This is a genomic window from Mycobacterium sp. NGS27 (genome assembly GCF_059813005.1).
Genome location: NZ_JCALDT010000005.1, coordinates 218,853 through 239,797 on the forward strand (window position 1 = coordinate 218,853; position 20,945 = coordinate 239,797).

Genomic DNA, 20,945 nt, shown 5'->3' on the forward strand with positions numbered 1-20,945 from the left:
CCATGGCCAAGCTCGACTACGACTCGCTCAACTCCACGATCCGCTACCTGATGTTCTCGGTGTTCTCCGTTGAGCCGGGTGAGCTCGGTGACCAGCGCGAGGACGTCATCGATGAGGCGTCGACGTTCTTCAAGCAGCAGGAGGAGCGCGGCGTCGTGGTGCGCGGCCTCTACGACGTCGCGGGCCTGCGCGCCGACGCCGACTTCATGATCTGGACCCACGCCGAACGCGTCGAGGCGCTGCAGGCCACCTACGCCGACTTCCGGCGCACCACCGCGCTGGGGCGGGCCAGTTCGCCGGTGTGGAGCAGCGTGGCGTTGCATCGGCCGGCCGAGTTCAACAAGAGCCACATCCCGGCGTTCCTGGCCGGCGAGGAACCCGGCGCCTACATCTGCGTGTATCCCTTTGTGCGGTCCTACGAGTGGTATCTGCTGCCCGACGAGGAACGCCGCCGCATGCTCGCCGAACACGGCATGGCCGCGCGTGAGTACAAGGACGTCCGCGCCAACACTGTCCCGGCGTTCGCGCTCGGCGACTACGAATGGCTGCTGGCCTTCGAGGCTCCCGAACTGCACCGCATCGTCGACCTGATGCGCGAACTGCGTGCCACCGACGCCCGCCGGCACACCCGCGAGGAGACGCCGTTCTTCACCGGCCCCCGGGTTGCGGTCGAGCAGCTGGTGAATGCCCTGCCATGACAACGCCTTTCGATCCGACCGATCCCACCCGCTTCGAGGAGATGTACCGCGACCAGCGGACGCGGCACGGCCTGCCGGCCGCCACACCGTGGGACATCGGCGGCCCGCAGCCGGTGGTTCAGCAGCTCGTCGCGCTGGGCGCGATCAAGGGCGAGGTGCTCGACCCGGGCACCGGTCCGGGCCACCACGCCATCTACTACGCGTCCAAGGGATATTCGGCGACCGGCATCGACGGCTCGGCGGGAGCCATCGAGCGGGCCCGGCAGAACGCCGAAAAAGCCGGTGTGTCGGTCAATTTCGAGCTGGCCGACGCGACGAAGCTGGACGGTTTCGACGGCCGGTTCGATACGGTGGTCGATTGCGCGTTTTACCACACCTTCAGCACCGAGGCCGAGCTGCGCAGGTCCTATGTGCAGGCACTGCACCGCGCCACCAAGCCGGGCGCCCGGCTGTACATGTTCGAGTTCGGCGAACACAACGTCAACGGCTTCAAGATGCTGAGGTCGTTGTCGGAGAACGACTTTCGCGACGTGCTTCCGGACGGCGGCTGGGAGATCACCTACCTGGGCACGACCACCTACCGGGTCAACGTCAGCGTCGAGTCCATCGAGGCGATGGCCCAGCGCAACCCGGACCTGGCCGATCAGGCGGAGAAATTGCTGGAGCGCTTCCGGGTGATCGAGCCGTGGCTCGAGGGCGACCGGGCACACGCCCCGTTCTGGGAAGTGCACGCCACCCGGGTGGACTGACGGGCGCCCGGCGCCCCACTGCTTGTCACGACACTTACACCGCTGCGACGACACGCCGACGCGTGTCGCGCTGGCTTAAGTCTGGTGGATCCCCGCAGCGGGCAAGCGCGTCTTCATTGCGTGGAAGACGTGTTCAGAGGCAGCGAGGCTGTGCGCCGGGGAAGCCTGAGCCCGTATCAGCTGCGAACCCAGCACCGTGCGATCTACCCCGACGTCTATCTGTCGGGCGACGCCACACCGCCATTGCGAACGCGATGTGTTGCGGCATGGCTGTGGTCGGGCCGGCGCGCCGTGATCGCCGGACTGGCCGCGGCGAAGTTGCACGGCTCGAATTGGATCGACGACGACGAACCCATCGAGTTGATCTGGCGTAACCCGCATGCTCCGGCCGGCGTGATCACCCGCAATCAGCGAGTTGAGCCGGACGAGATCACCCGCATCGCGGGATTGCCGGTGACCACTTTGGCGAGAACGGCCTACGACCTGGCCAGGCGGCTGCCCAGGGGCGAGGCGGTGGCACGGATCGACGCGCTGATGCGCGCGACGCCGTTTGACGTCGAGCAGGTGTCGCTGCTGGCCAAGCGGCACCCGCGCGCGCGGGGCCTGCGACGCCTACGCGCGGCGCTCCCGCTCATCGATCCCGGCGCCGCGTCACCCAAGGAGACCTGGCTGCGCCTGTTGCTGGTCGATGCCGGACTGCCCGCACCCGAGACGCAGATACCCGTGAACGAGAACTGGCGAACGGTTGGTGTGCTCGATATGGCTTGGGAGAGATACAAAGTGGCCGCCGAGTATGACGGTGATCATCACCGCGCCGACCGTCGCCAGTACGCCCGAGACCAGTGGCGGGTACGCAAGCTTGAAGAGCTCGGCTGGATCGTCGTCCGGGTGATCGCCGAGGACAAACCCGAAGACGTCGTGCGGCGCGTGCGCGACGCACTCATCCGTCGAGGTTGCCGCGAGATGTAAAGCGTTGCGATCGACTTCGGCGTGTCGTCGCAACTGGTTAAGTGTCGCGGACGAAAAACCAGCCGCCCTCAGCCGCCCGCCGGCACCAGCCGCAGCGAAACCGAGTTGATGCAGTAGCGCTGATCCGTCGGCGTCGGATAGCCCTCACCGGCGAATACGTGCCCCAGGTGGCTGTGGCAGTTTGCGCACAGCACCTCGGTGCGCGTCGTGCCCATCGAATGGTCGGGCCGCAGAATCACGGCGTCGGATCTGGCCGGGTCGAAAAACGACGGCCAACCGCAATGCGATTCGAATTTCTCGGTGCTGCGGAACAATTCGGCGCCGCAGGCCCGGCACTGGTACACGCCTTCGGTTTTGGTGTCGGTGTATTCACCGACGAAGGGCCGCTCGGTGCCGGCTCGGCGCAGCACGTGAAATTCTTCGGGGCTGAGCTTCTTGCGCCACTCGTCGTCGCTCAGTTGCACCTTGGGCTGCGACACGTCGGGGGAGGTCATGCCTCCACGCTAGCTCGCTCGCGCTCGGGCGTCAGCCACGCGGGATCGAGGCCGTCGTCCAGCCGGTTCTCGGCCCTGGCGTCCAGGTAGCGGAAGAGCAGCACGGTGAACGCGACGATCAGCAGCAGCGACCAGCCGTAGGTGATCTTCAGGTAATGCAAGGCGCGGCCGTATCTCATGTACTTGTAGATCAGCCAGTCGTCCAGCGCCATGAAGCCATAGATCCCTAGCCACGCCGGCCAGTTGCGGATCAGCGAATTCCGCAGCACCACCGTCATCAAGAACGGGAACAGCATCATCGAGTAGTAGCCCTGGGCCAGCGACGACACCAGGAACGACCACAGCAGCAACACACCCGAGGAGCTGGTGAACCAGAACAACGGGTCTCGGGTGCGGTAGTAGCGGTACAACAGCCACATCGCACCGATCATCAGCAGCGTGGACAGGATTCGCATGAACACGATCAGCCAGGTGGGCAGGCCGAAGTACACGCCGTTGCCCTCGACGGAGCTGTTGAAATAGTCCCGGGTGCCCAGGAAGTAGGGCACCGTTTTCGTGACGAAGTCCATGGGATCGCTCACCAACGGCCATGCGGCCACATTGACGACGACGGGGACCGCGATGGCCGGCACCAGCGTCCGCCACTGCCGATTCAGCAGCGGCAGCAACAGCAGCGGGCCCAGCACGGGTTTGAGCGTGAGCGTCAGCCCGATCACCAAGCCGGCCCACCACTGGCGCCCGACCCTGCCGTCCAGCAGCCAGCGAAAGAACAGGACCTCCGCCAGGAGCACACAGCCGTTGATGTTCGTGAACACCAGGGTGCTGGTCACGCTTTCGGTGCAGAACATGGCCAGCAGCAGGGCGGGAGCGGCCACCGAAGCCAGCGTGAATTTGAACATCCGCAGCAGCAGGTACCAGGCGATCAAAATGGCCACGGTGTTGATCAGGATGAACAGGTAGCGCGACGGGGTGAAGGGCAGGTATCCGAACGGCGCCATCAACAGCGTGCCGCCGGGTGGATACAGGTAGTGCGGGTCGACGTAGTCGAAGTGCTCGTTGTAGATGTCCCAGCCGTGCCGGAAGTTGAGGACCGCGCGGTACACCGGTTTGAAGTCGTCGGTGATGTTGCCGTTGAGGGTGAGGATGATGCTGCGGTGCAACACCGACATGATGGCCACCGGCCACAGCGCCATCCGCAGGACGGTCGGTGTGCTCAGCGGGCCGGTGCGGGGACCAAAGGCGGCCAGGGTCCGCTCACGCAAGCCGGTTCGGGTCGATTCAGCTGCCGTCACCAGCGCACCGTACACCGGCGCCCACGGACGCCGGAAAGCAGCGTCAGGCCGGGCAGTACGTGTCGGTGTTGGGCAATTTGCCGCTGTTGAGGTAGCCGATCAGCGGCGGAACGGCGCAGCCGGAGAAGATGCTGGCGCCGTGGCCGATGCCCTGCCACATGACCCGCTTGCTGGCGGCGCTGGCGTTGATGATGCTGGCCGCGGTCGCCGCGACGCCGTCGGTCCCGACGATCGGATCGCTCTGCACACCGAGCAGCAGCACGTCGACCTTGAGTGTCTTGGGTGTGGGCGGCGGCGAGCCGGTGGGCCAGTGCACGCACTTGACCATGCTGAGCGCGGCGACGGTGCCGAAGTCGGGGTAGAGCTTGCCCCAGGCGACGACGAGTTCGCGCACCCGGTCCGGCGTCGGGCGATTGACCGCGTCGCTACACACGTTGACGAACTGGCCGTCGGAGTCCTGGATGGCGTTGGCGTGGTTGATCAAATTGTTCAGCGCGTTGGCGTCGCCGGAGCGGGCGGCCGCGAGCGCGTTGGCCAGGTTGGTGGTGGCGTTGACGCGGCCGCCGGCGGGATAGCCGAGCGCGACGGTGATGGCGTTGGCCACCTGGGCAACCGACGCGCCACCGGGCCCCTTGCCCGCGCGGGCGTCGGCCAGCAGTGCGCTGACGGCGCCCTTCGGGTCCGCACCGAGCGCGCAGTTCACCGCGATGCACTGCGCGGCGAAGGCGTCGAGGGCGGCCTGCTGGCCCTTGACGCGTTGCTCGGCGGCGGCCTCGGCGTTGGTGCCCAACGCAACCGGCGAGTCGAGGATCAAGCGGGCCACCTTGTCCGGCCGCGAGCCCGCGTAGGCCAGCGCCACCTGCGCGCCGTTGCCGATGCCGATCAGCGCAAGGGCCGGCACGTCCCACACGGTGCGCAACCGCTCGATGTCGGACGCGGCGTGCGCGTCGTCGTAGGAGGACGCGTTCGGCCCGATCCCGACGGCGTCGCCACAGTTGGTGGTGGCGGTGTTGGAGACCTCGGACAGGTTGGCCACCGGGTCGTCGCCGCTCTGGAACTGCGACTGGTCGCGCATCTGCTGCCGGTCGAATTTGTCGCGGCAGTCGATGGGGCTCGACATCCCGATGCCCCGGCGGTCGACGGACACGATGGGGTGGGTGGCGAGCACGCCGCCGCCCGCCCGTGACAGCCAGACCGGCAATTGCGTCGAGGACGGCAGATCGGAGCCGGTGGTGAACACCAGCGGCCCGGCGTCCTGGGGTGTCTGGTTGGAGCGGGCGCGCACAACGCCGATGCTGAGGCTGCCGCCCCCTCCGTTGACCGGATCCAGGTCGGCGTCGTAGGTCGCGCAATCCAGCTGGACGCCCGCGGCGGCGGGGACCGCCGCGTCGGCGAACACCCGTGAGGTGCAGTCGTGCCACGCCAGGTCGTTCTTTGGTGCGGCGATCGCGGGCGGGCCGCTGGGCGCCGGCTTCGAGGTCGCCGCCCCCTGCGGCCGCGCACCGGAATTGGTGGCGAACCGCGGATCGGCGGCCAGGCCCGGGACGCAGCCTGCCAGCAACGCGGTCAGCGCAACCAGGATCGTGGCGCACGTGGACGGCCGACTCATGCCGACCACAGTAGCTAGGCCCTGACGTAGCGGGTGTAAAGGTAGCCGGCGTCGTCGGTCAGGACGTGGGCGCACCGCATCCGGGTGAGCAGCTGGCCCGGGCCGGTCGCGATGCGCGGCGCCTGGCCGCCGACCAGGCAGGGCGCGATCGTCAGGCACAGCTCGTCGAGCATGTCGCGCTGCATCAGCGAGTCCAGCAGCGTCGGTCCGCCCTCGGTGAGGATGCGCCGCATGCCCCGCGCGCGGAGGGCCGCCAGCAGGGCGGCCTGGTCGATTTTCTCGGGATCGCGGCCGGAGCAGTCGAGCACCTCGCACAGGCCGCTGAGCGCGCGGCGCGTCTGCTCCGCGGCGGCCGCGCAGGTGAGCACCAGCGGCTGCACCTCGGTGCGGGTGAACACCGCCATGTCGCGGTTGAGGTGGCCCGATCCGGTCACGATCGCCAGCTGCGGGACCTCGCTTTGACCGCGGGCCTGCCGCCGCTGGCGCCGGGCGACGCCGACCTGCGCGCCGGAGTAACCCTCGATCCGCACGGTGCCCGCCCCCACCACGATGACGTCGGCAAGCTCACGCAGGAGGTTGAAGACGAACCGGTCGCCCGCGCCGCCCATCGCGCCGCTGCTGCCGCCCGAGGTGGCCCCACCGTCGACGCTGGTGATGAAGTTCGCCCGCACCCACGTCCCGTCGTGCTCGGGGTAGCCGTAGAGCGCGGCGAGGTCGTCGTCGCCGAGTCCGCGTACCGAAGCGAGCAGCGACAGTGCGGCGCCGGAGTCGGGCATGGGTCTGATTGCAGCACGCCGTTACAGTTCCTGCATGCACGGGTCCACCTCTGCGGGCGCTTCGGCCACGCCTGCTCACCTGGTGGATCGGCATCCGACGGTGTCGCCGGAACGGCTGATCGCCCAATTGCGGCCGCCGCCGACCTTCGCCGAAGTGAGCTTCGCGACCTATCGGCCCGATCCGGCGGAGCCGACGCAGGCCGCCGCGGTGCTGGCGTGTGAGGACTTCTGCCGGCAAGCCGTCGAGCGGCGCGCCGGACGGCGAAAGCTGTTGGGCCGGCGGGAGATTCTGCCCGGGGTCGGGTTGTACCTCGACGGAGGGTTCGGCGTGGGCAAGACGCACCTGCTGGCGTCGGCCTACTACCAGCTGCCGGGCCAGGGGCCGGGTGGGCCACCGGATGGCCCGGCTCCCAAGGCGTTTGCGACCTTCGGCGAGCTGACTCAGCTGGCCGGCGTGTTCGGCTTCGTCGAGTGCGTCGACCTGCTGGCCAACTACACGGCGGTCTGCATCGACGAATTCGAACTCGACGACCCGGGCAACACGACGCTGATCTCGCGGCTGCTCTCGTCGCTGGTCGAGCGCGGCGTGTCGGTGGCCGCCACTTCCAACACGCTGCCCGAGCAGCTCGGCGAGGGACGCTTCGCCGCGCAGGATTTTCTGCGCGAAATCAGCACGCTGGCAAGCATTTTCACGACGGTGCGGATCGAGGGGCCCGACTATCGGCACCGCGGCCTGCCACCGGCGCCGCGGCCGCTGTCCGACGACGAGGTGGTTGCGCGCGCCGCGCGTGTCGACGGCGCGACGCTCGACGATTTCGACGCACTGTGTGCGCACCTGGCCACGATGCACCCGTCGCGGTATCTGACGCTGATCGAGGGGGTCAGCGCGGTGTTTTTGACCGGAGTGCACGGCATCGACGATCAGAACGTCGCCCTGCGGCTGGTGTCGCTGACCGATCGGCTTTATGACGCGGGGATTCCGGTGGTGGCCTCGGGCGCCAAGCTGGACACCATCTTCAGCGAGGAGATGCTGGCCGGGGGATACCGAAAGAAGTATCTGCGGGCCACTTCTCGGCTCCTGGCGCTCACCGCCGCGGCGGACCCAGTTCGCGGATCATGACGTAGTCGCTCTCGACGTCGGTGCCCAGCTGAAACGTCCTGTTGCCCGCGATGGTGAACCCGCTCTTGAGGTAAAATCGTTGTGCGCGTTGGTTTTCCTGGTTGACGCCCAACCACACGCGCCGCGCGCCCCAGTCGCCGGCGGTGGCCAGCGCGAGGCCCATCAGCGCGGTCGACGCCCCGACGCCGTGGTACTCGGGCAGCACGTAGATCTTGGACAGCTCGGCGGCATCGGCGCCCGCGCCACGAACCAGCATGGCGTAACCGATGATTCGGCCGTCGTGGCGGGCGGTGAGCAGGGCGCGATCCGGATCCTTGAGATACTCGTCGAATCGGTCGGCCGACAGGTTGGCCTCGATGAACGACGTGATGTTGTCCGGGCTCGCGGCGGGCGGACATGCCAGCGGAAAGGTCTGTGCCGCAACGGCGGCCAGCTCTACGGCGTCACCGGAATCGGCCGACGCAACCTCAAACGCTCCTGTCAGAGGTTCCACTGCGCGAGGTGGTAACCCGTCTTCTTGTCCAGCAGGACGACGGCGGAGACGGGATCGCGGTAGGCGTCCCAGTACACGCCGCCGCGCACGATCGCCCCGTTCGGGGCGTTGACGAGCACGTTGTCCAGCGCGTCGGGTGCGTCGGAGGCTCGCGGCTTATAGGCGTCGGCGGTCGGGGTCACTCCGTTGAAACTCAGGACGGTCGCCATGATGTACGGATTGGGCACGCGGATCGCACGGACCGTCACGTCCGCGCGGTCGACGGTGCTCCCCGGGAAGCCTCTGAAGGTGCCTTCGCGGGTGTAGCCGAATCCCGGCGGCGGGTCGCAGGGCGCCACACCACTCACGGTGACGTCGGCGATGAACGTGCCGTTGTCCACCCGAAGCGTGTCACCGATGTGGCCGATCGGCGCGTCACCGGCCCATGCGCGCGGCATCGGAATCGCGGCGATGCCGGCAGCGGTGACGCCGGCGACGGCAACTAGAAAGGCGCACACCACCAGCAGCCAGCGGTGCATCTTCGCCATGTCGTGCCTCCTTGACGCCGTTGTGGGGGACCTTCGCATGATCGCACACGCGCTGATGCGGAAGGGAGCGGTCGGCCGCACTGATCAGCCCTCGCGGGCGGCGCTTTCGCCGCCGGCGAGGGATTGCAGCGCCGTGAGCAGATCCGCCTCGACCCGGTCTTTGTCGACTCCGCCAAGGTGCAGCGGGCCGTCCCCGCCCTCGAGCTCCAGCAGCGCCAGCAGTTGGTGCTCGGTGCCGACGTAGTTGTGGCCCAGCCGAAGTGCCTCGCGCACGGCCAGCTCTAGCGCCTTGCGCGCCGGCCCGCTGAATGGAATGAGCTGTGGCGGTTCGGCATTCACGCGTAGCGCGGCGATCGACTCGGTCGCGGCGGCGCGCAGCGCCTCGGTGTCGACGTTCTGCAGACGCAGTAGCACCGTCGCAAGGGCGGCCGCGTCGCTGAGCACGCCGAGCAGCAGATGGTCGGGGGTGATCTCGCTGTTGCCCGCTTCGTGCGCGGCGTTCTGGGCGGCCACGACCGCGCCGCGAGCCCGCGGGGTGAAGCGCGCGAAGCCCTGTTCGAGATCAAGGGCGGCGGGCTCGGCGCGGGGCACGAATCGCTTCTGGGCGGCCTGCTTGGTGACGCCCATGCTCTTGCCGATGTCGGTCCAGGACGCTCCGGAGCGGCGGGCCTGGTCGACGAAGTGGCCGATCAAATGGTCGGCGATCTCGCCGAGATGCTCGCCGGCCAAGACGGCGTCGGCGAGTTGATCCAGTACATCCGGGCGGGTCGCCTTGATGGCGTTGATCAACTCGTCGAGGCGGATCGGATAGGCGATGCGGACAGGCTCGGACATATCGTCAACCCTAAGTTGACGCACCCGTTGGAGTCAACCATGGGTTGACGTCGTTGCCCATATCCGCCGCTCAAAACGGTGCGGGCAAGTGGACCGCTCTGGGAGAATTCGTCAGTCATGAAGCCACTGCTCACGCTGTGTGGTCTGGCCGTCGCGATAGGCATGGCCGCACCGGCGCATGCCGACAGCACCGACGACTCGTTCATCGCTTCGCTGAAGGCGGCAGGCATCACGTTCGCCGACCCGGGCAAGGCCGTGGGTGCGGGCAGATGGGTGTGCGACACCGTCGGTCAGGGCACGCCGATGCCCGACGTGGTCAAGACGCTGTTGTCCAAGAACACCGCACTGAGCCAGGACAAGGCCAACCAGTTCGCGGCGATCGCCGCCACCACGTACTGCCCGAGCGTCATCACGCCGAGCGCGCCGAACGGCTCGTAGCGCCCGAGATGCCGATTCCGGGCGGCTTTGCGACAATCACTGCGTTATGCGATTTCTCTTCGGGCTGACCGGCCTCGCAACCATGATCGTCTTGGCCGTGCCCGCGCACGCGGACGTCGACAACGATCAGGACTTCCTCAAAGACCTCCGCGACGCCGGTATCACTTATCAGGACGGCGGCAACGCGATCACCATCGGCAAGTCGGTGTGCGAACTGCTCGACGACGGCCAGTCCGACGCGAAGATCGTGACGGACCTGCGCAACCAGAATCCGGCCTTCCAGGGCGCCGCCGCGGCCAAGTTCACCTACCTCTCGGCCGCCCATTACTGCCCGAAGTACATCACCGGCGAGGACCGCGGTCCGAAGCCGGACGGGCCCGCAGGCAACTGAATCAATCCGGGCCGCAATAGGCTGGTGGCCGTGCGCGTCGATCCCGGACCGCTGACATGGGACGCGGCCGTTCAGACCTGGCACTTCGACCTCGTCTCCGCGGCTTTTGTCGCGGTGCTCACCGCGGGATACGCCTGGTGCTACCGGCGCGGTCGCGACACCGAAAGTGCGGTGCGTGCCGCGAACCCCGCGTGCTTCGGTGTCGGCATGCTGGTCTGGCTGCTGGCCACGATCAGCGCCATCGGTGCCTATGCCTACGTCCTGTTCTGGGTGCGCGCGCTGCAGGTGTTGTTACTGCTCTACGTCGTGCCGTTCTTCATCGCACAGGCCAAGCCGGTCACCGTTTTTCGCGACGCCCTTGGGCCGGCGGGCCGCGACCGCATCGATCGGCTGTTGGCCACCCGGTTCGCGCGCGCGCTCGCGCATCCCGCCACCACGTCGATGGCGATGCTCGCCACGCCCTGGTTGCTGTACCTGACGCCGTGGTACACCGCGGCCCTGCGGGACGAATGGGTCGGTGCGCCCACGCGAAACCTGTTGGTGGCTATAGGCTTTGGCTACTTCTATGCCCGGCTGCAGGAAGACCCCGTGCCGCGCAGGTATCCCCAGTCGATCTCGCTGCTGATCACCGTGGCCGAGGCGCTCGGTGACGGCGTTCTGGGACTGGTCGTCTGGCAGGGCTCGTTGATCGGTGCGGCGTATTATGCAGGGCTACAACGGTCTTGGGGTCCCGACCCGCGACTCGACCAGACGATCGGCGCCGGCGTCCTGTGGATCCTCGGGGATCTGGTGGGGTGGCCGTTTGTGCTGCTACTGATGCGCGCGATGTCCCGCGACGAGAGGGCACACGCGGTCGCCGTCGACGCCGAGTTGGACGAGGCCGAGGCGAAGGCGCACAGCGCCCAAAACGCCGAGAGCGAAGGCGCTGCGCCCTCGGCGCTCTGGTGGGAGAACGACCCGCAGCTGCGGGAGCGGTTCCGTCGCGGCTGACGTTCGGCCACCTAGGCGGCCCGCGCCGTCCAGGTGAAGCTCTGCATCTCCGGAATCCGAGGCGCCAGCGCCGCGGCGACGCTGCGGCCGATCTGGTCGGCGGCCGCCAGCGGAGTGTCGGCGTTCAAAAAGCCTTCCACCTCGACGCGCAGGGTCCGCCCGGTCCACCTGGCCCGCGCGTGCGCGTGCGTGACACCGGGGACTGAGGCGGCGACGGCCTCGGCGGTGGTGATGACGTCGGCGTCCACGCCGTCGAGCAGGCGATGCGCGATATCGGCGGTCACCTCCCAGCCGACATGGCAGATGAACCCGGTGACGACGATCCCGGCGACCGCGTCGGCCCAGCCCCAGCCCAGCGCCACGCCCACCAGTCCGAGCACCGCGCCTGCCGACGACAACGCGTCCAGCCAGGAATGCTTGGCGTCGGCCACCATGGTCGCCGAGCGAATTCGCCTGCCCACCACCAGTTTGTAGCGGGCCACCAGCTGGTTGCCGACCACGCCCACGACCGCCGCGCCGATGCCCCAGCCCACGTAACCGGTGCCACCGTGTCGAAGCAGCTTGGTGACGCTCTCGAAGCCGGCGACGACGGCGCTGCCCCAGATCACCAGGGCCACACCGATTCCGGCGAGGTCTTCGGCGCGTTCGTAGCCGTAGGGGTACCGCTCGGTGGGCAGCTTGCGCGAGGTGCGGAAGCCGATGAACACCAGGGCGCTGGTGGAGACGTCCGACAGATTGTGCAGCGCATCGCCCAGCAGCGCCACCGAGCCGGACAGCAGCGCGATGACCAACTCGACCAGTCCGGTCAGCGCCAGCCCGACGGCGCTGACGGCGACGGCGCGGTTGGCCTGCCGGCGCTCGCCGGCGTCGTCGGCTGCGGTGTCCAGGGGAAAGCTTGCAGCCGGGTCACGGACTCCATTGATGACATGCATACCGCCAGCATGCCGCACTCGCGGTTCAGGCGCCCTTGATCAGCTCGGCCGTTACCCGTTGTTTCTGTTCGGCGATCACCTGGTTGAGGTAGTCGGCCTTGGCGCAGCCGTAGTACGCGGCGAACTGCAGCGCGAGTTCGTCCACCTCCTCGAACGAGACGTCGCCACTCTTGAGTGCCGCGTAAACATGGGACACGATCGGGATTTCGGCATCCTGGAAGGCGACGCAGGCCACGGTGATGAGACGGCGTTCCTTCATTCCCAAGCCGGGTCGCAGCCACATCTCGCCGAAGACGAAGTTCAAAATGCCCGCTCCCGAATACGGGTTGTCGCGCGTCGGCGCGAACGGTAGGCAGTTGATCTCCTTGAATGACTCCTCGCCGCCTTTGAGCCGTTGCTCGGGATCGCTGGCGGTGAGCAGCGGTAGCAACGGCTCCGGGGGAGGGGGCGGCTCGCCGCGCGCCTCGGCGATCTTGGCCCATTCCAGATCCACCGCGATATTGAACCTCGACGCCTTCGGCCAGCCCGCGTAGACGGCGAAATGCAATACGGTTTCTCGCATTTCGGTGATCGTGAGGTCACCGCTGTTGAGTGCGGCGTAGACGTGCTGCTCGAGGGGCGCCTGCGCGTCGGCGGCCGCGACGCAGGCCAGGGTCACGAACCGTCGGTCGCGGCGGCTGAGCCCCGGGCGCGGCCACACCTCGCCGAAGACAAAATCGATCAGCCCGCCCGCGCACGGAGTGTCGCCATCCGGCGGGTCGATCGTCATCACCTCGGCGAAGGTGCGCAGCCCGCGTTCACGTCGCGCGCTGTCGCGCGTTGGGGCCTCATCTGATGGTGACACCGGCGTCGACCTTCAGTTCGAGTCCCGTGACGTAACGAGATTCATCGGAGATCAGGTACAGCACCGCGTTGCTGACGTCGGACGCTTCGATCAACGGTGCGGGCAGGGCGTTGAGGAAGATGGGCACCAGGTCGGGTCGCTGCTCGGCGATCAGCGTGTGCATGTTCGGCGGAGCCATTCCGGTGGCCACCCCGGTGGGGTGCACGGTGTTGACGCGAATGTTCTGCGCGGCAAGCTCATTGGCCAGGGCCAGCGTCATCCCGACGATACCGTGCTTGGACGCCGTATAGGGCACATGCAGCGGTGTGCCCTTGATGCCGGCCGAGGAGCTGATGTTGACCAGGCTCCCGCCGCCCTGCGCGACCAGGTGGGGCAGCGCGGCCGCGCAGGTGTTCCAGGCGCCGATGAGGTTGACGTCGAGGACCAGCCGCCACTGCTCGGCGGTGGTGGTGTCCCACGTGCCGACGGTGAGCACGCCGGCGTTGGCGACCGCTCCGTCGAGTCCGCCGAGTTCGGCGGCGGCCGCGTCGACCGCCGCCTTCATGGCGGCCTCGTCACGCACGTCGACGATGCGGGTGAACGCGCGGCGGCCGTGTTTCTCGACCAGTTGCGCGGTCTCGTGCAGGTCGCCTTCGGTGGCCAGTGGATACTCCAAACCCTCTGGCGTGGAGCAGATATCGATCAGGACGCAGTCGGCGCCTTCCTCAGCGAGGCGCACCGCGTGCGAACGTCCCATGCCGCGTGCGGCCCCGGTGATCAAGACCCGCTTGCCCGCGACGCGGCCCGCTGCGTTGTTGGTCGTCATCGCTGTGTCAGACCTTGTTGCAGAAGCCGGCGTCGACGGGGAAGGTCACGCCGGTGACGTACTTCGCCTCGTCGGAGACCAGGTAGGCGATGGCGGCGCTGACGTCTTCGGGTTCCAGCATGCCGACGGGCATCGGGTTTTGCAGGTGGGGACCCGCACCGGGGTTGTGTTCCAGGAATTCGGTCATGTCGTCGTTGGTCGCCATCATCGTGTTGACGGCGGTCGGATGCACCGTATTCACCCGAATGCTCAGCGGTGCAAGGGCATTGGCCAGGGTGCGCATCAACCCGACGATCCCGTGTTTCGATGCCGCGTAGCCCAGGCCGCCGCCCTGCAGGCCTCCGAAGCCCTTGATGCCGGCGGTCGAGCTGGTGAAGATGATGACCCCGCCGCGGTTACCGGACAGCAGATGCGGGACCACCGCCCACGCCGTGTGATACGCCCCGTCGAGATTGACGCCGGTGACCGCCCGCCACTGGGCGAGTTCCTCCTCGATGCTCAACTGCCGAAACGCCAGCGGTGCGATTCCCGCGTTGGCCAGCACGATGTCGAGGCGCCCGAAGTGCTCCACGCCGGCATCCACTGCGGCTTTGACTTGCTCGAAGTCGCGGACGTCGGCCACCGTGCCCAGCATCTTGCCGCCCGCCTCTTCGACCAGCGCAACGGTCTCGTCCAACTCCTGATGCGAGGCCATCGGATAGCCGTTGGCGGGGATGTCCGCGCAGATGTCGATGCCGATGATGTTGGCGCCTTCCCGCGCGAGTCGCACCGCATGGCTGCGGCCCTGGCCGCGCGCCACTCCGGTGATGAAGGCGACTTTGCCGTCTAGTGAACCCACGGAGCGGTCCTCGTTCCTTTGTTTCGTCCGCGCAGATCGCGCCCGAGTAACGCCGTTACTCGCCACCGCACAGTAACATGGTTACCGTGACGGCAACAGGGGCACGCGTGGTTGCGCTGGGCGGCGCTTCCGGGCGGCGAGCCGACCCGATCCTGGAGATCGTGGTCGAGATGCTCGACAGCGAGGGCTATGAGGCGGTGCAGCTGCGCGAGGTTGCCCGACGGGCCCGGGTCTCTCTGGCGACCATCTACAAGCGATACCCCACTCGTGACGAGCTCATAGTCGCCGCCCTGGACGGGTGGATGGATGCCAAACGCTATGCGCGCCTGCCGGCGCTGATTGACGATTTGCCCGGCGAGTCGATCTACGTGGACCTGATGCACGTGATGCGGACCATCTTCGAGCCGTGGGAGCAACATCCGTTGATGCTGCGCTCCTATTTCCAGGCACGATCCGGCCCTGGCGGAAGGCGCCTCATTCAGCGTGGCGTCGACGCGGTCGTTCCGGTCGTCAAAGCCGTACTGGCGCAAGCGGAGCCGGGCTTCGCCAAGGATCTCGAGCTCATCCTCACCGGCGTGGTCTACGGGTTCCTTACCCGATTCACGCAGGGGGAGATCGACGTCACCGAAATCGTGCCGGGTATCGAACGCGCGGTGTTCTGGTTGACCAGCGCGTATGAGGACGGTCCCGCACGGGCGGTGCAGCGCTGAGCACCGCGAAACCCATTGTGCTGCAACGGCCCTCGATCACATGAGCGGCGGCAACGGCAGCAGCCAGGTCACGGAGGGGTCGATATCGTCCTTGTATTCCGGGCAATAGGTCGCTATCGACAGGCCGACGAAGTAGGCGGACTGCTTGACGGAAAGGTCCGTTTGCCTGGCCAGCTGAATCGCCGGCACCGATGCGTTCGGGTTGTTGGCGATGCTGGTGCACACCGTGTGGGCTATCGCAATAGCATCATCGTTGTCGGGCATGGTGATTCCGCCCCTCGACAGGCCCGCGATGAACGCGTCGTCGGTATCATCCGCTGCCGCCGGCGCCGCAGAGGCCAGCGCGGCGGTGGACAGGACGATCGCGCAGACGGTCGGCCACTTCCCGGAACCAACCTTCATCGGACTCGGGGCCTCCGTTCTCTGCGCGGCCGATCGGCGTTCGGTCAAGGACGACGTGAATCGACAATAGTCGAATCGCCTGTCCTCTTGTCGGACGCTGAGTGCCGGCCTGAGGGGTCAGCCCGACGACAACGCCAATGGTTGACCGCACCGCTGCTCCTGCGGGCTACCCTTCCGGGTCTTCGGCCAGGTAGGTGACTTCATACCAGCGCCGGCGCGCGTCGAAAGCTTCGGTCGCGGTGGCCCGCTCGAGCCGAACATCCGTCAGATGCGGATTGCCCACGCGGATGCCGTCTTCGAGCTCGGCATGCAGCGCGTCGCCGTCCAGGGTGTCATCGGCGAGCGCTCTGCCCGTATACCTCGTCCAACTCACGTCTCACATCTTGCTCCGGCCGCCGCGCCACGCGACACGGCCGGTCCACGTGCCTGGGCGCGGCGGCCCAGCGCGCCCGTCGGGGCCGATTGGTAACCTTCCCCGGGCGCGCCACATCTGACGGCGCCTCGGCGTTTTTACCCCGAGGGGGTCGCGGTGAAAGATAATGACCTGGCGATTGAAGAGAGTCATCTGCGATCATTCCGGCACTGGCGGCCACCTCAGCCCGATGCCGCTGACTACTCGACCGTGAGATCCCAGACTTTGCTCGGCGAACCGCCGAAAACCACCAACGACACCGCGCAAGGCGCCGTGAGAGGCACTGCCCTCCAACGTTTTTGCGGGGGACCGCGCCGCCGCAACGCACTGATGGATTGAGCGTGGCCCTCAAACGTGTTGACGAGTTGAAGCCGGGAGACCGGATCCGCATGAAGGTCGGGCACGCTACCGTCATCGCGACCGAAGCCCTTGACGACGACCGCACCCTGCTCACCTTCACCTACGGGACGAAGGGCCCCGCCGACAACGCTTTGACCGTGGATGTCCTCGAAGACGACGAGTGGGGCTGGTAAGGCGGCCTTTCGATCTCTCGGCCGCAATCGGCAAAGACCTTGTCGGCGACGGTCCCGCATACGACAATCGGATCGGCCCCGGAGGAGGAATCATGACCCCACACCGCCTGAAGGGCTTCGCAGGTTCATCCGCCGCGGCGCTCGCGATTGCCCTGTCGCCTCCCCCGGCTGCCTTCGCCGACAATCCGTCCTGGAACGGGCAGTACGCAATCACGTTCATGGTCGGCCCCAAGGCCGGGACCAGCATGGCGGTCGGCGACCCGGAAACCCAGCACACCGAGACCTACGGTTTCCGCTCGACCTGCAGCGACGGGAAGTGCGTCGCCACCATCGTCAGTGGCCCTCCGCCCACCAACCCGACGGTTCCGCAGCCCGTTCAGTTCACCTGGGACGGAAAGTCTTGGTCGCAGGTCAACGATTTTCAATGGGACTGCATGATGCCCGATACCACGATCCAATGGAATCCCGCCCGGGCCGCGGTGCGCTACACGCCCCAACCCGACGGGTCGCTCGCCGGCATCATGCACACCGACATCCTCAGCGGCGCGTGCCAAGGGACGATTGACATGGAGATGAGGGCCGAGCGCGTGTGAGTCGGCCCCTTCGGGAACGCGGCCCACGGGGTTGGCAACCAGTCTCGACGTGTTCCCTTGCAGCGCAACGTGTCTGATGTCAGGGAATCGCGCTCGCGATCGTGGCTGCGCTCAGGTGTGGACTTTCCAGCCCGCTAATGGGGTGGGTGCCGCCGGTGCATCGGGATCGTTGAACTCGATGTAAACGTCGCCCTGGTTGATGCTGCCTGCGTAGGCGATGAACCCGTGGGCGGTTTGGCCGTTGGTGACGCTGCCGGCGCGCAGCGGCGGCATCTTGTTGATCTGCTGGTAATCGATCAGGGACGAGCCGCCCTCGGTATCCCGGTTCGGGTCCTGCCGCCACGGAGAGGAGGCAGCGGTCACGGTGGTCTGGGCGTAGCGGAACGGAGTGTCGGACTTGCCGGCGATGGTGAGTTCGATGACGTTGCAACCCCCGCCGTAACAGCCGGACGAGACCCACGTCGCGTTGTTGAGCGTGACGTCGGCGGTCGCGGTGCTGTACTCCGTGACGTGGATGGTGGTACCGGCTTTTCCGGTGGGGAAAGGCGACTGTTGAGGCGTCGGGTCGGCGGTTCCGTGGGGCGCGGTCAAACACGCTGTCACCGCCAGCGTTGCTGCGAGGGCGCCCATGTGCGCAGGCCTGGTCACTGCGCGAAGATAGCGCATCTGGGAAGGCGGGCGGATCGGGCGCGGGCTGTTTCGGTTCATGCGACGGCCGCGAACAATTCGGTTTTGCCTCTCAGGTGCGGTTGTCGGCTTTACACTGGGCGGGAAATGAGCGCCTATCAGACCGTGGTGGTCGGCACCGATGGCTCGGACTCGTCGCTGCGCGCGGTGGACCGCGCAGGCGCTATCGCGGCGGATCACGGCGCGAAATTGATCGTTGTCACCGCGCATCTCCCCGTCCCCGAGGAGAAGGGCCGCTACGCCATCCCGCCGGGAAGCGACCACGGCCAGGACTACCGGACGGTGGGCGAGGCGCCCTTCTACGCGATCCTGCAGAACGCCAGGGAGCGGGCACACCAAGCCGGGGCCAAGGACGTCGAGGAGAAGTCGGTCGTCGGTGCCCCCGTCCACGCGCTGGTGCAGCTGGTCAAAGAGGTCGATGCCGACCTGCTGGTCATCGGCAATGTCGGACTCAGTAGCGTCGCCGGGCGACTGCTTGGCTCGGTTCCTTCCGAAGTCTCCCGCAAGGTCAAGACCGACGTGTTGATCGTCCACACCACCGACTGAAACCTTGGCCCGGATTTCTCAGTGAATCCGCGTTTCGCGGCTAGGGACAAACACGGCTGAAGTAGTCCGTCCGCCGGGTTAAAGCGATAATATCTGGGCCATAGCTATAAGTGCCGACACCTGCAAGTGAAGGGCATGGCCGATGAACGCGACTGGCGCCAAGCGGCGCGCATTAGGCGCGGGGGACTACATAAAAGCCGACGTGAACTTGTCCTGGCATTTAGTTTGGCTATTCGCAATTCTCGAAGGCATCACGGTTCCGCTGTTATCTGTGTTCTCGCAGGGCGGGCCCAGGGTGGGCCGAGCTTCTCGGACTGCGACGGTTGCCGAGCAGTTCGTGGCCTTCGCCAACAAAATGCTTATTATCGGCATCTACGGGTTGGTCATAGGGTTCGTCGGAGCCTCGGTAGTTTGTTTGTTATTGAACTGGATCGTCTTTCCCCGAGTGAGGATCCGGCTCGATGACGCGGTTGTAGTGCGCGTGCTCCACCCGTTCATTGTTGGGATCTGGGGTGGCGTTCTACTAGCGATCATCTTCTGGATACAGCTGTGCATCGCTGGGTTTCTGACCTTCCCGATGGTCGTGAATCTGATACTTTTTGGGTTCGTTTCGGCGGCGGGCAGCATCCTGCTGACGGGTGCTGCTTATTCATCGTCGATGAAAGCTTTGCCGAAGCTAGGCATCCAACTGATGACCGCGCAGCAACGGTTGCTGTTGTTCAAAATGCCGGTCGTATCGTTCGCAATATTAGTCGGGATTTACGAAGGATTGGCAGCGCCGATTCTCCAACGATGGGAATTCGCCCCCCATCATAAAGTGTTGATGGCACTGTTCATGGGGGTTTTGGGCGGTGCATCGAGTAGTTTGGTCGTCGTTGCATTAGCTCACATACGCGCGGTGAAGAAGCACCTGTGGTTGAAATTTGCCGTCATAGACCAATCAGGCTGATTGGCTTAGACGCCTTTCTGCGATCAAGCCAGTGCATGCAGCGCGCGCGCTTTTTGTGCGACGGCAGCGGCCAGCTCGACGCTGGGCTTCCGGTCTCGTCCACAGTTGCCTGGCGGAGTGGACCAGGACGAAAAGGGGTAGCCGCTTTCTTGGCGCAAAATTCGGAACCGGAAGAGAAGGTAACGCTGGTGAGCGGTGCGAATAAGGCCCGGAACAAGGTAAACCAGGTCGCGGGAAAGCTGAAGGCGGCGTTCGGCCGGGCGATCAACGACCCGAGGCTGGAGGCCGAGGGGAGAGCCGATCAGCGGGCCGCTCACCTCAGAGACGCGGGTGAAAAGGTCAAGGACGCGTTCCGCCCGCGACCGCGACGACAAATGCCTCGACGGCGTCGTCGGATATAGCTCGTTAACTCGCGAGCCGCAGCCGCGTTGGTCGGCCGGGCTATTTCTCCATGGCCGAGGTTGGTGCTCCGAGGTCGATCGTTATGCAGCCTGACGCCCCCAGCATCACACCCGTTAGCACCGCGACGGCTGCGGCAGCTTTCAGCATCTTCTTCTTGCTTGCGCTCATCGGTTCGCCTTTCTGCGGGTAGGAACAACCGTGGCAATAAATACCGCCGGCCAGCTGATGCTATCGCGGTCTTTGGACACGTGTGCAATATTGACCAAACCGCCGAAAAGGGCTTTTGCCGGCGGCTCGAAAGCCTGAATTCGGCCGCCGTTTATGACGTGGGGTTGCATCGCCTATCGCCAGTGACACAAAGGCTTTGACTCGCCTCCGTGAGGCCAGGTGTCATCGAAACTGTCACCGTCCCCGAGGAGTCTCGCTGTGGGGGTGCAGATCTACCGGCCCGGTGGCACCATGAGCGCGTGAACGGGCAAATCTGCACGGGTTGCGGCCTGAAGACCCATCGCTCGTACGGTAGGTGGTCGGACCAGCATCCATGGGCCGCTGCGACCTTCGCGGCCCTCGTGCGGATCGCGCGGAGCGTCGATCGGCGCGATCAGGGTCCGACGACCGTGATGTTGTCGGTGGTGCCGGCCACGCTCGTCGGCTTAGCCGTGGTCTCCGCGTACCCACTGGTGTTCGTGCCCCTGCTGGTGCTCTTCGGGGTGGCCTTAGTGGTGTTGGTCCGCAACGAGGAAATCAGACGCAACCAAGCCTGTTGGCGCGGCGACTGCCCCGCCGTTCGCACCCGGCGATAAGGGTGCCCGCCGTCGAAGGGCTCACGACGGAAGATCGTCGGCCGGCCTGTGTCGAACAAAGCCGTTTCTGGACTCGGCTCGTCGAACCGCTGCCAGCATGCGCGCGGCA

General features: G+C 66.5%; 29 protein-coding genes. 14 read left to right on the forward strand and 15 right to left on the reverse strand.

Going from position 1 to position 20,945, the window contains the following annotated elements:
• Nucleotides 1-2 precede the first annotated feature (2 nt).
• The 3 genes from hemQ to AC5Y30_RS15450 all read left to right on the forward strand — a co-directional run bounded on the left by hemQ (nucleotide 3) and on the right by AC5Y30_RS15450 (nucleotide 2,416).
• On the forward strand, nucleotides 3-698 hold the full coding sequence (hemQ, locus tag AC5Y30_RS15440; protein WP_499919440.1) for a hydrogen peroxide-dependent heme synthase: 696 nt from the start codon (nucleotides 3-5) through the stop codon (nucleotides 696-698).
• The gene (locus AC5Y30_RS15445) at nucleotides 695-1,447 is read left to right on the forward strand and encodes a class I SAM-dependent methyltransferase (RefSeq protein ID WP_499919442.1); all 753 of its coding nucleotides are present in this window, start codon (nucleotides 695-697) and stop codon (nucleotides 1,445-1,447) included. Before hemQ ends, AC5Y30_RS15445 begins: the two co-directional genes overlap by 4 nt.
• A 120-nt stretch (nucleotides 1,448-1,567) precedes the next feature.
• Entirely contained in the window at nucleotides 1,568-2,416 is an 849-nt protein-coding gene (locus AC5Y30_RS15450; RefSeq protein WP_499919444.1) for an endonuclease domain-containing protein, read from the forward strand.
• A 68-nt stretch (nucleotides 2,417-2,484) separates the two neighbouring features.
• Here AC5Y30_RS15450 and msrB read toward each other — a convergent pair whose 3' ends face one another.
• The 4 genes from msrB to AC5Y30_RS15470 are packed head-to-tail and all read right to left on the reverse strand — an operon-like array spanning nucleotide 2,485 to nucleotide 6,587.
• Complete coding sequence (gene msrB / locus AC5Y30_RS15455) at nucleotides 2,485-2,910, reverse strand: peptide-methionine (R)-S-oxide reductase MsrB (RefSeq protein ID WP_499919446.1); 426 nt, start codon at nucleotides 2,908-2,910, stop codon at nucleotides 2,485-2,487.
• A complete protein-coding gene (aftC, locus tag AC5Y30_RS15460) occupies nucleotides 2,907-4,217 on the reverse strand; it encodes an arabinofuranan 3-O-arabinosyltransferase (protein WP_499919448.1) in 1,311 nt (436 codons plus the stop codon). Before aftC ends, msrB begins: the two co-directional genes overlap by 4 nt.
• Nucleotides 4,218-4,245: 28 nt before the next feature.
• Nucleotides 4,246-5,811 carry an alpha/beta fold hydrolase gene (locus tag AC5Y30_RS15465; RefSeq protein WP_499919450.1) on the reverse strand — a complete coding sequence of 522 codons (1,566 nt, stop codon included), beginning with the start codon at nucleotides 5,809-5,811 and terminating at the stop codon, nucleotides 4,246-4,248.
• A 14-nt stretch (nucleotides 5,812-5,825) separates the two neighbouring features.
• On the reverse strand, nucleotides 5,826-6,587 hold the full coding sequence (locus AC5Y30_RS15470) for a pyrimidine reductase family protein (protein ID WP_499919451.1): 762 nt from the start codon (nucleotides 6,585-6,587) through the stop codon (nucleotides 5,826-5,828).
• Between AC5Y30_RS15470 and zapE the strand changes: the two genes are divergently transcribed.
• Nucleotides 6,586-7,707 carry a cell division protein ZapE gene (gene zapE, locus AC5Y30_RS15475; RefSeq protein WP_499919453.1) on the forward strand — a complete coding sequence of 374 codons (1,122 nt, stop codon included), beginning with the start codon at nucleotides 6,586-6,588 and terminating at the stop codon, nucleotides 7,705-7,707. The genes AC5Y30_RS15470 and zapE overlap by 2 nt on opposite strands.
• On the opposite strand, the gene AC5Y30_RS15480 is transcribed toward zapE, so the two are convergent.
• The 3 genes from AC5Y30_RS15480 to AC5Y30_RS15490 all read right to left on the reverse strand — a co-directional run bounded on the left by AC5Y30_RS15480 (nucleotide 7,673) and on the right by AC5Y30_RS15490 (nucleotide 9,561).
• A complete protein-coding gene (locus tag AC5Y30_RS15480; RefSeq protein ID WP_499919456.1) occupies nucleotides 7,673-8,200 on the reverse strand; it encodes a GNAT family N-acetyltransferase in 528 nt (175 codons plus the stop codon). The two genes, zapE and AC5Y30_RS15480, sit on opposite strands and share 35 nt — an antisense overlap.
• Entirely contained in the window at nucleotides 8,188-8,718 is a 531-nt protein-coding gene (locus tag AC5Y30_RS15485; RefSeq protein ID WP_499919824.1) for a hypothetical protein, read from the reverse strand. Before AC5Y30_RS15485 ends, AC5Y30_RS15480 begins: the two co-directional genes overlap by 13 nt.
• A gap of 93 nt (nucleotides 8,719-8,811) precedes the next feature.
• Nucleotides 8,812-9,561 carry a Clp protease N-terminal domain-containing protein gene (locus AC5Y30_RS15490; protein ID WP_499919459.1) on the reverse strand — a complete coding sequence of 250 codons (750 nt, stop codon included), beginning with the start codon at nucleotides 9,559-9,561 and terminating at the stop codon, nucleotides 8,812-8,814.
• Nucleotides 9,562-9,678: 117 nt separating this feature from the next.
• On the opposite strand from AC5Y30_RS15490, the gene AC5Y30_RS15495 reads away from it, so the two are divergent.
• The 3 genes from AC5Y30_RS15495 to AC5Y30_RS15505 are packed head-to-tail and all read left to right on the forward strand — an operon-like array spanning nucleotide 9,679 to nucleotide 11,380.
• Nucleotides 9,679-9,999 carry a DUF732 domain-containing protein gene (locus AC5Y30_RS15495; RefSeq protein WP_499919462.1) on the forward strand — a complete coding sequence of 107 codons (321 nt, stop codon included), beginning with the start codon at nucleotides 9,679-9,681 and terminating at the stop codon, nucleotides 9,997-9,999.
• Nucleotides 10,000-10,045: 46 nt separating this feature from the next.
• A complete protein-coding gene (locus tag AC5Y30_RS15500; protein WP_499919463.1) occupies nucleotides 10,046-10,390 on the forward strand; it encodes a DUF732 domain-containing protein in 345 nt (114 codons plus the stop codon).
• 30 nt (nucleotides 10,391-10,420) lie between these two features.
• Entirely contained in the window at nucleotides 10,421-11,380 is a 960-nt protein-coding gene (locus tag AC5Y30_RS15505; RefSeq protein ID WP_499919464.1) for a cytochrome c oxidase assembly protein, read from the forward strand.
• 11 nt (nucleotides 11,381-11,391) lie between these two features.
• On the opposite strand, the gene AC5Y30_RS15510 is transcribed toward AC5Y30_RS15505, so the two are convergent.
• The 4 genes from AC5Y30_RS15510 to AC5Y30_RS15525 are packed head-to-tail and all read right to left on the reverse strand — an operon-like array spanning nucleotide 11,392 to nucleotide 14,799.
• Nucleotides 11,392-12,312 (reverse strand): cation diffusion facilitator family transporter, encoded by a 921-nt coding sequence (locus AC5Y30_RS15510; protein ID WP_499919466.1) that lies wholly within the window; start codon nucleotides 12,310-12,312, stop codon nucleotides 11,392-11,394.
• Between the two features lie 25 nt (nucleotides 12,313-12,337).
• Nucleotides 12,338-13,156, reverse strand: a complete 819-nt coding sequence (locus AC5Y30_RS15515; protein WP_499919467.1) for a carboxymuconolactone decarboxylase family protein — start codon at nucleotides 13,154-13,156, stop codon at nucleotides 12,338-12,340.
• Complete coding sequence (locus tag AC5Y30_RS15520) at nucleotides 13,140-13,961, reverse strand: mycofactocin-coupled SDR family oxidoreductase (protein WP_499919470.1); 822 nt, start codon at nucleotides 13,959-13,961, stop codon at nucleotides 13,140-13,142. Before AC5Y30_RS15520 ends, AC5Y30_RS15515 begins: the two co-directional genes overlap by 17 nt.
• A gap of 7 nt (nucleotides 13,962-13,968) precedes the next feature.
• Complete coding sequence (locus tag AC5Y30_RS15525) at nucleotides 13,969-14,799, reverse strand: mycofactocin-coupled SDR family oxidoreductase (protein WP_499919474.1); 831 nt, start codon at nucleotides 14,797-14,799, stop codon at nucleotides 13,969-13,971.
• 116 nt (nucleotides 14,800-14,915) lie between these two features.
• On the opposite strand from AC5Y30_RS15525, the gene AC5Y30_RS15530 reads away from it, so the two are divergent.
• Complete coding sequence (locus AC5Y30_RS15530) at nucleotides 14,916-15,509, forward strand: TetR/AcrR family transcriptional regulator (RefSeq protein WP_499919825.1); 594 nt, start codon at nucleotides 14,916-14,918, stop codon at nucleotides 15,507-15,509.
• A gap of 36 nt (nucleotides 15,510-15,545) precedes the next feature.
• Here the strand turns inward: AC5Y30_RS15530 and AC5Y30_RS15535 are convergent, their stop codons facing one another.
• Together AC5Y30_RS15535 and AC5Y30_RS15540 are read right to left on the reverse strand one after the other, a co-directional pair.
• Nucleotides 15,546-15,911 (reverse strand): DUF732 domain-containing protein, encoded by a 366-nt coding sequence (locus AC5Y30_RS15535; RefSeq protein WP_499919478.1) that lies wholly within the window; start codon nucleotides 15,909-15,911, stop codon nucleotides 15,546-15,548.
• Nucleotides 15,912-16,077: 166 nt separating this feature from the next.
• Entirely contained in the window at nucleotides 16,078-16,284 is a 207-nt protein-coding gene (locus AC5Y30_RS15540; RefSeq protein WP_499919481.1) for a hypothetical protein, read from the reverse strand.
• Nucleotides 16,285-16,664: 380 nt separating this feature from the next.
• Here AC5Y30_RS15540 and AC5Y30_RS15545 point away from each other — a divergent pair, with 380 nt between their 5' ends.
• Nucleotides 16,665-16,856, forward strand: a complete 192-nt coding sequence (locus AC5Y30_RS15545; protein ID WP_499919484.1) for a hypothetical protein — start codon at nucleotides 16,665-16,667, stop codon at nucleotides 16,854-16,856.
• A gap of 92 nt (nucleotides 16,857-16,948) precedes the next feature.
• Nucleotides 16,949-17,449, forward strand: a complete 501-nt coding sequence (locus tag AC5Y30_RS15550; RefSeq protein ID WP_499919488.1) for an Rv2253 family sensor-like surface protein — start codon at nucleotides 16,949-16,951, stop codon at nucleotides 17,447-17,449.
• 111 nt (nucleotides 17,450-17,560) lie between these two features.
• Here AC5Y30_RS15550 and AC5Y30_RS15555 read toward each other — a convergent pair whose 3' ends face one another.
• The gene (locus AC5Y30_RS15555; protein ID WP_499919826.1) at nucleotides 17,561-18,079 is read right to left on the reverse strand and encodes a hypothetical protein; all 519 of its coding nucleotides are present in this window, start codon (nucleotides 18,077-18,079) and stop codon (nucleotides 17,561-17,563) included.
• Nucleotides 18,080-18,223: 144 nt separating this feature from the next.
• Between AC5Y30_RS15555 and AC5Y30_RS15560 the strand changes: the two genes are divergently transcribed.
• From AC5Y30_RS15560 to AC5Y30_RS15570, 3 genes are all read left to right on the forward strand, one after another.
• Nucleotides 18,224-18,682 carry a universal stress protein gene (locus AC5Y30_RS15560; protein WP_499919491.1) on the forward strand — a complete coding sequence of 153 codons (459 nt, stop codon included), beginning with the start codon at nucleotides 18,224-18,226 and terminating at the stop codon, nucleotides 18,680-18,682.
• A gap of 142 nt (nucleotides 18,683-18,824) precedes the next feature.
• Nucleotides 18,825-19,631 carry a hypothetical protein gene (locus AC5Y30_RS15565; protein ID WP_499919494.1) on the forward strand — a complete coding sequence of 269 codons (807 nt, stop codon included), beginning with the start codon at nucleotides 18,825-18,827 and terminating at the stop codon, nucleotides 19,629-19,631.
• A gap of 35 nt (nucleotides 19,632-19,666) precedes the next feature.
• Nucleotides 19,667-20,032 (forward strand): CsbD family protein, encoded by a 366-nt coding sequence (locus AC5Y30_RS15570; RefSeq protein WP_499919496.1) that lies wholly within the window; start codon nucleotides 19,667-19,669, stop codon nucleotides 20,030-20,032.
• Between the two features lie 40 nt (nucleotides 20,033-20,072).
• On the opposite strand, the gene AC5Y30_RS15575 is transcribed toward AC5Y30_RS15570, so the two are convergent.
• A complete protein-coding gene (locus tag AC5Y30_RS15575; protein WP_499919499.1) occupies nucleotides 20,073-20,201 on the reverse strand; it encodes a hypothetical protein in 129 nt (42 codons plus the stop codon).
• Nucleotides 20,202-20,500: 299 nt separating this feature from the next.
• On the opposite strand from AC5Y30_RS15575, the gene AC5Y30_RS15580 reads away from it, so the two are divergent.
• Nucleotides 20,501-20,836: a hypothetical protein gene (locus AC5Y30_RS15580; RefSeq protein ID WP_499919503.1), complete on the forward strand. Its 336-nt coding sequence runs from the start codon at nucleotides 20,501-20,503 to the stop codon at nucleotides 20,834-20,836.
• Nucleotides 20,837-20,945 lie beyond the last annotated feature (109 nt).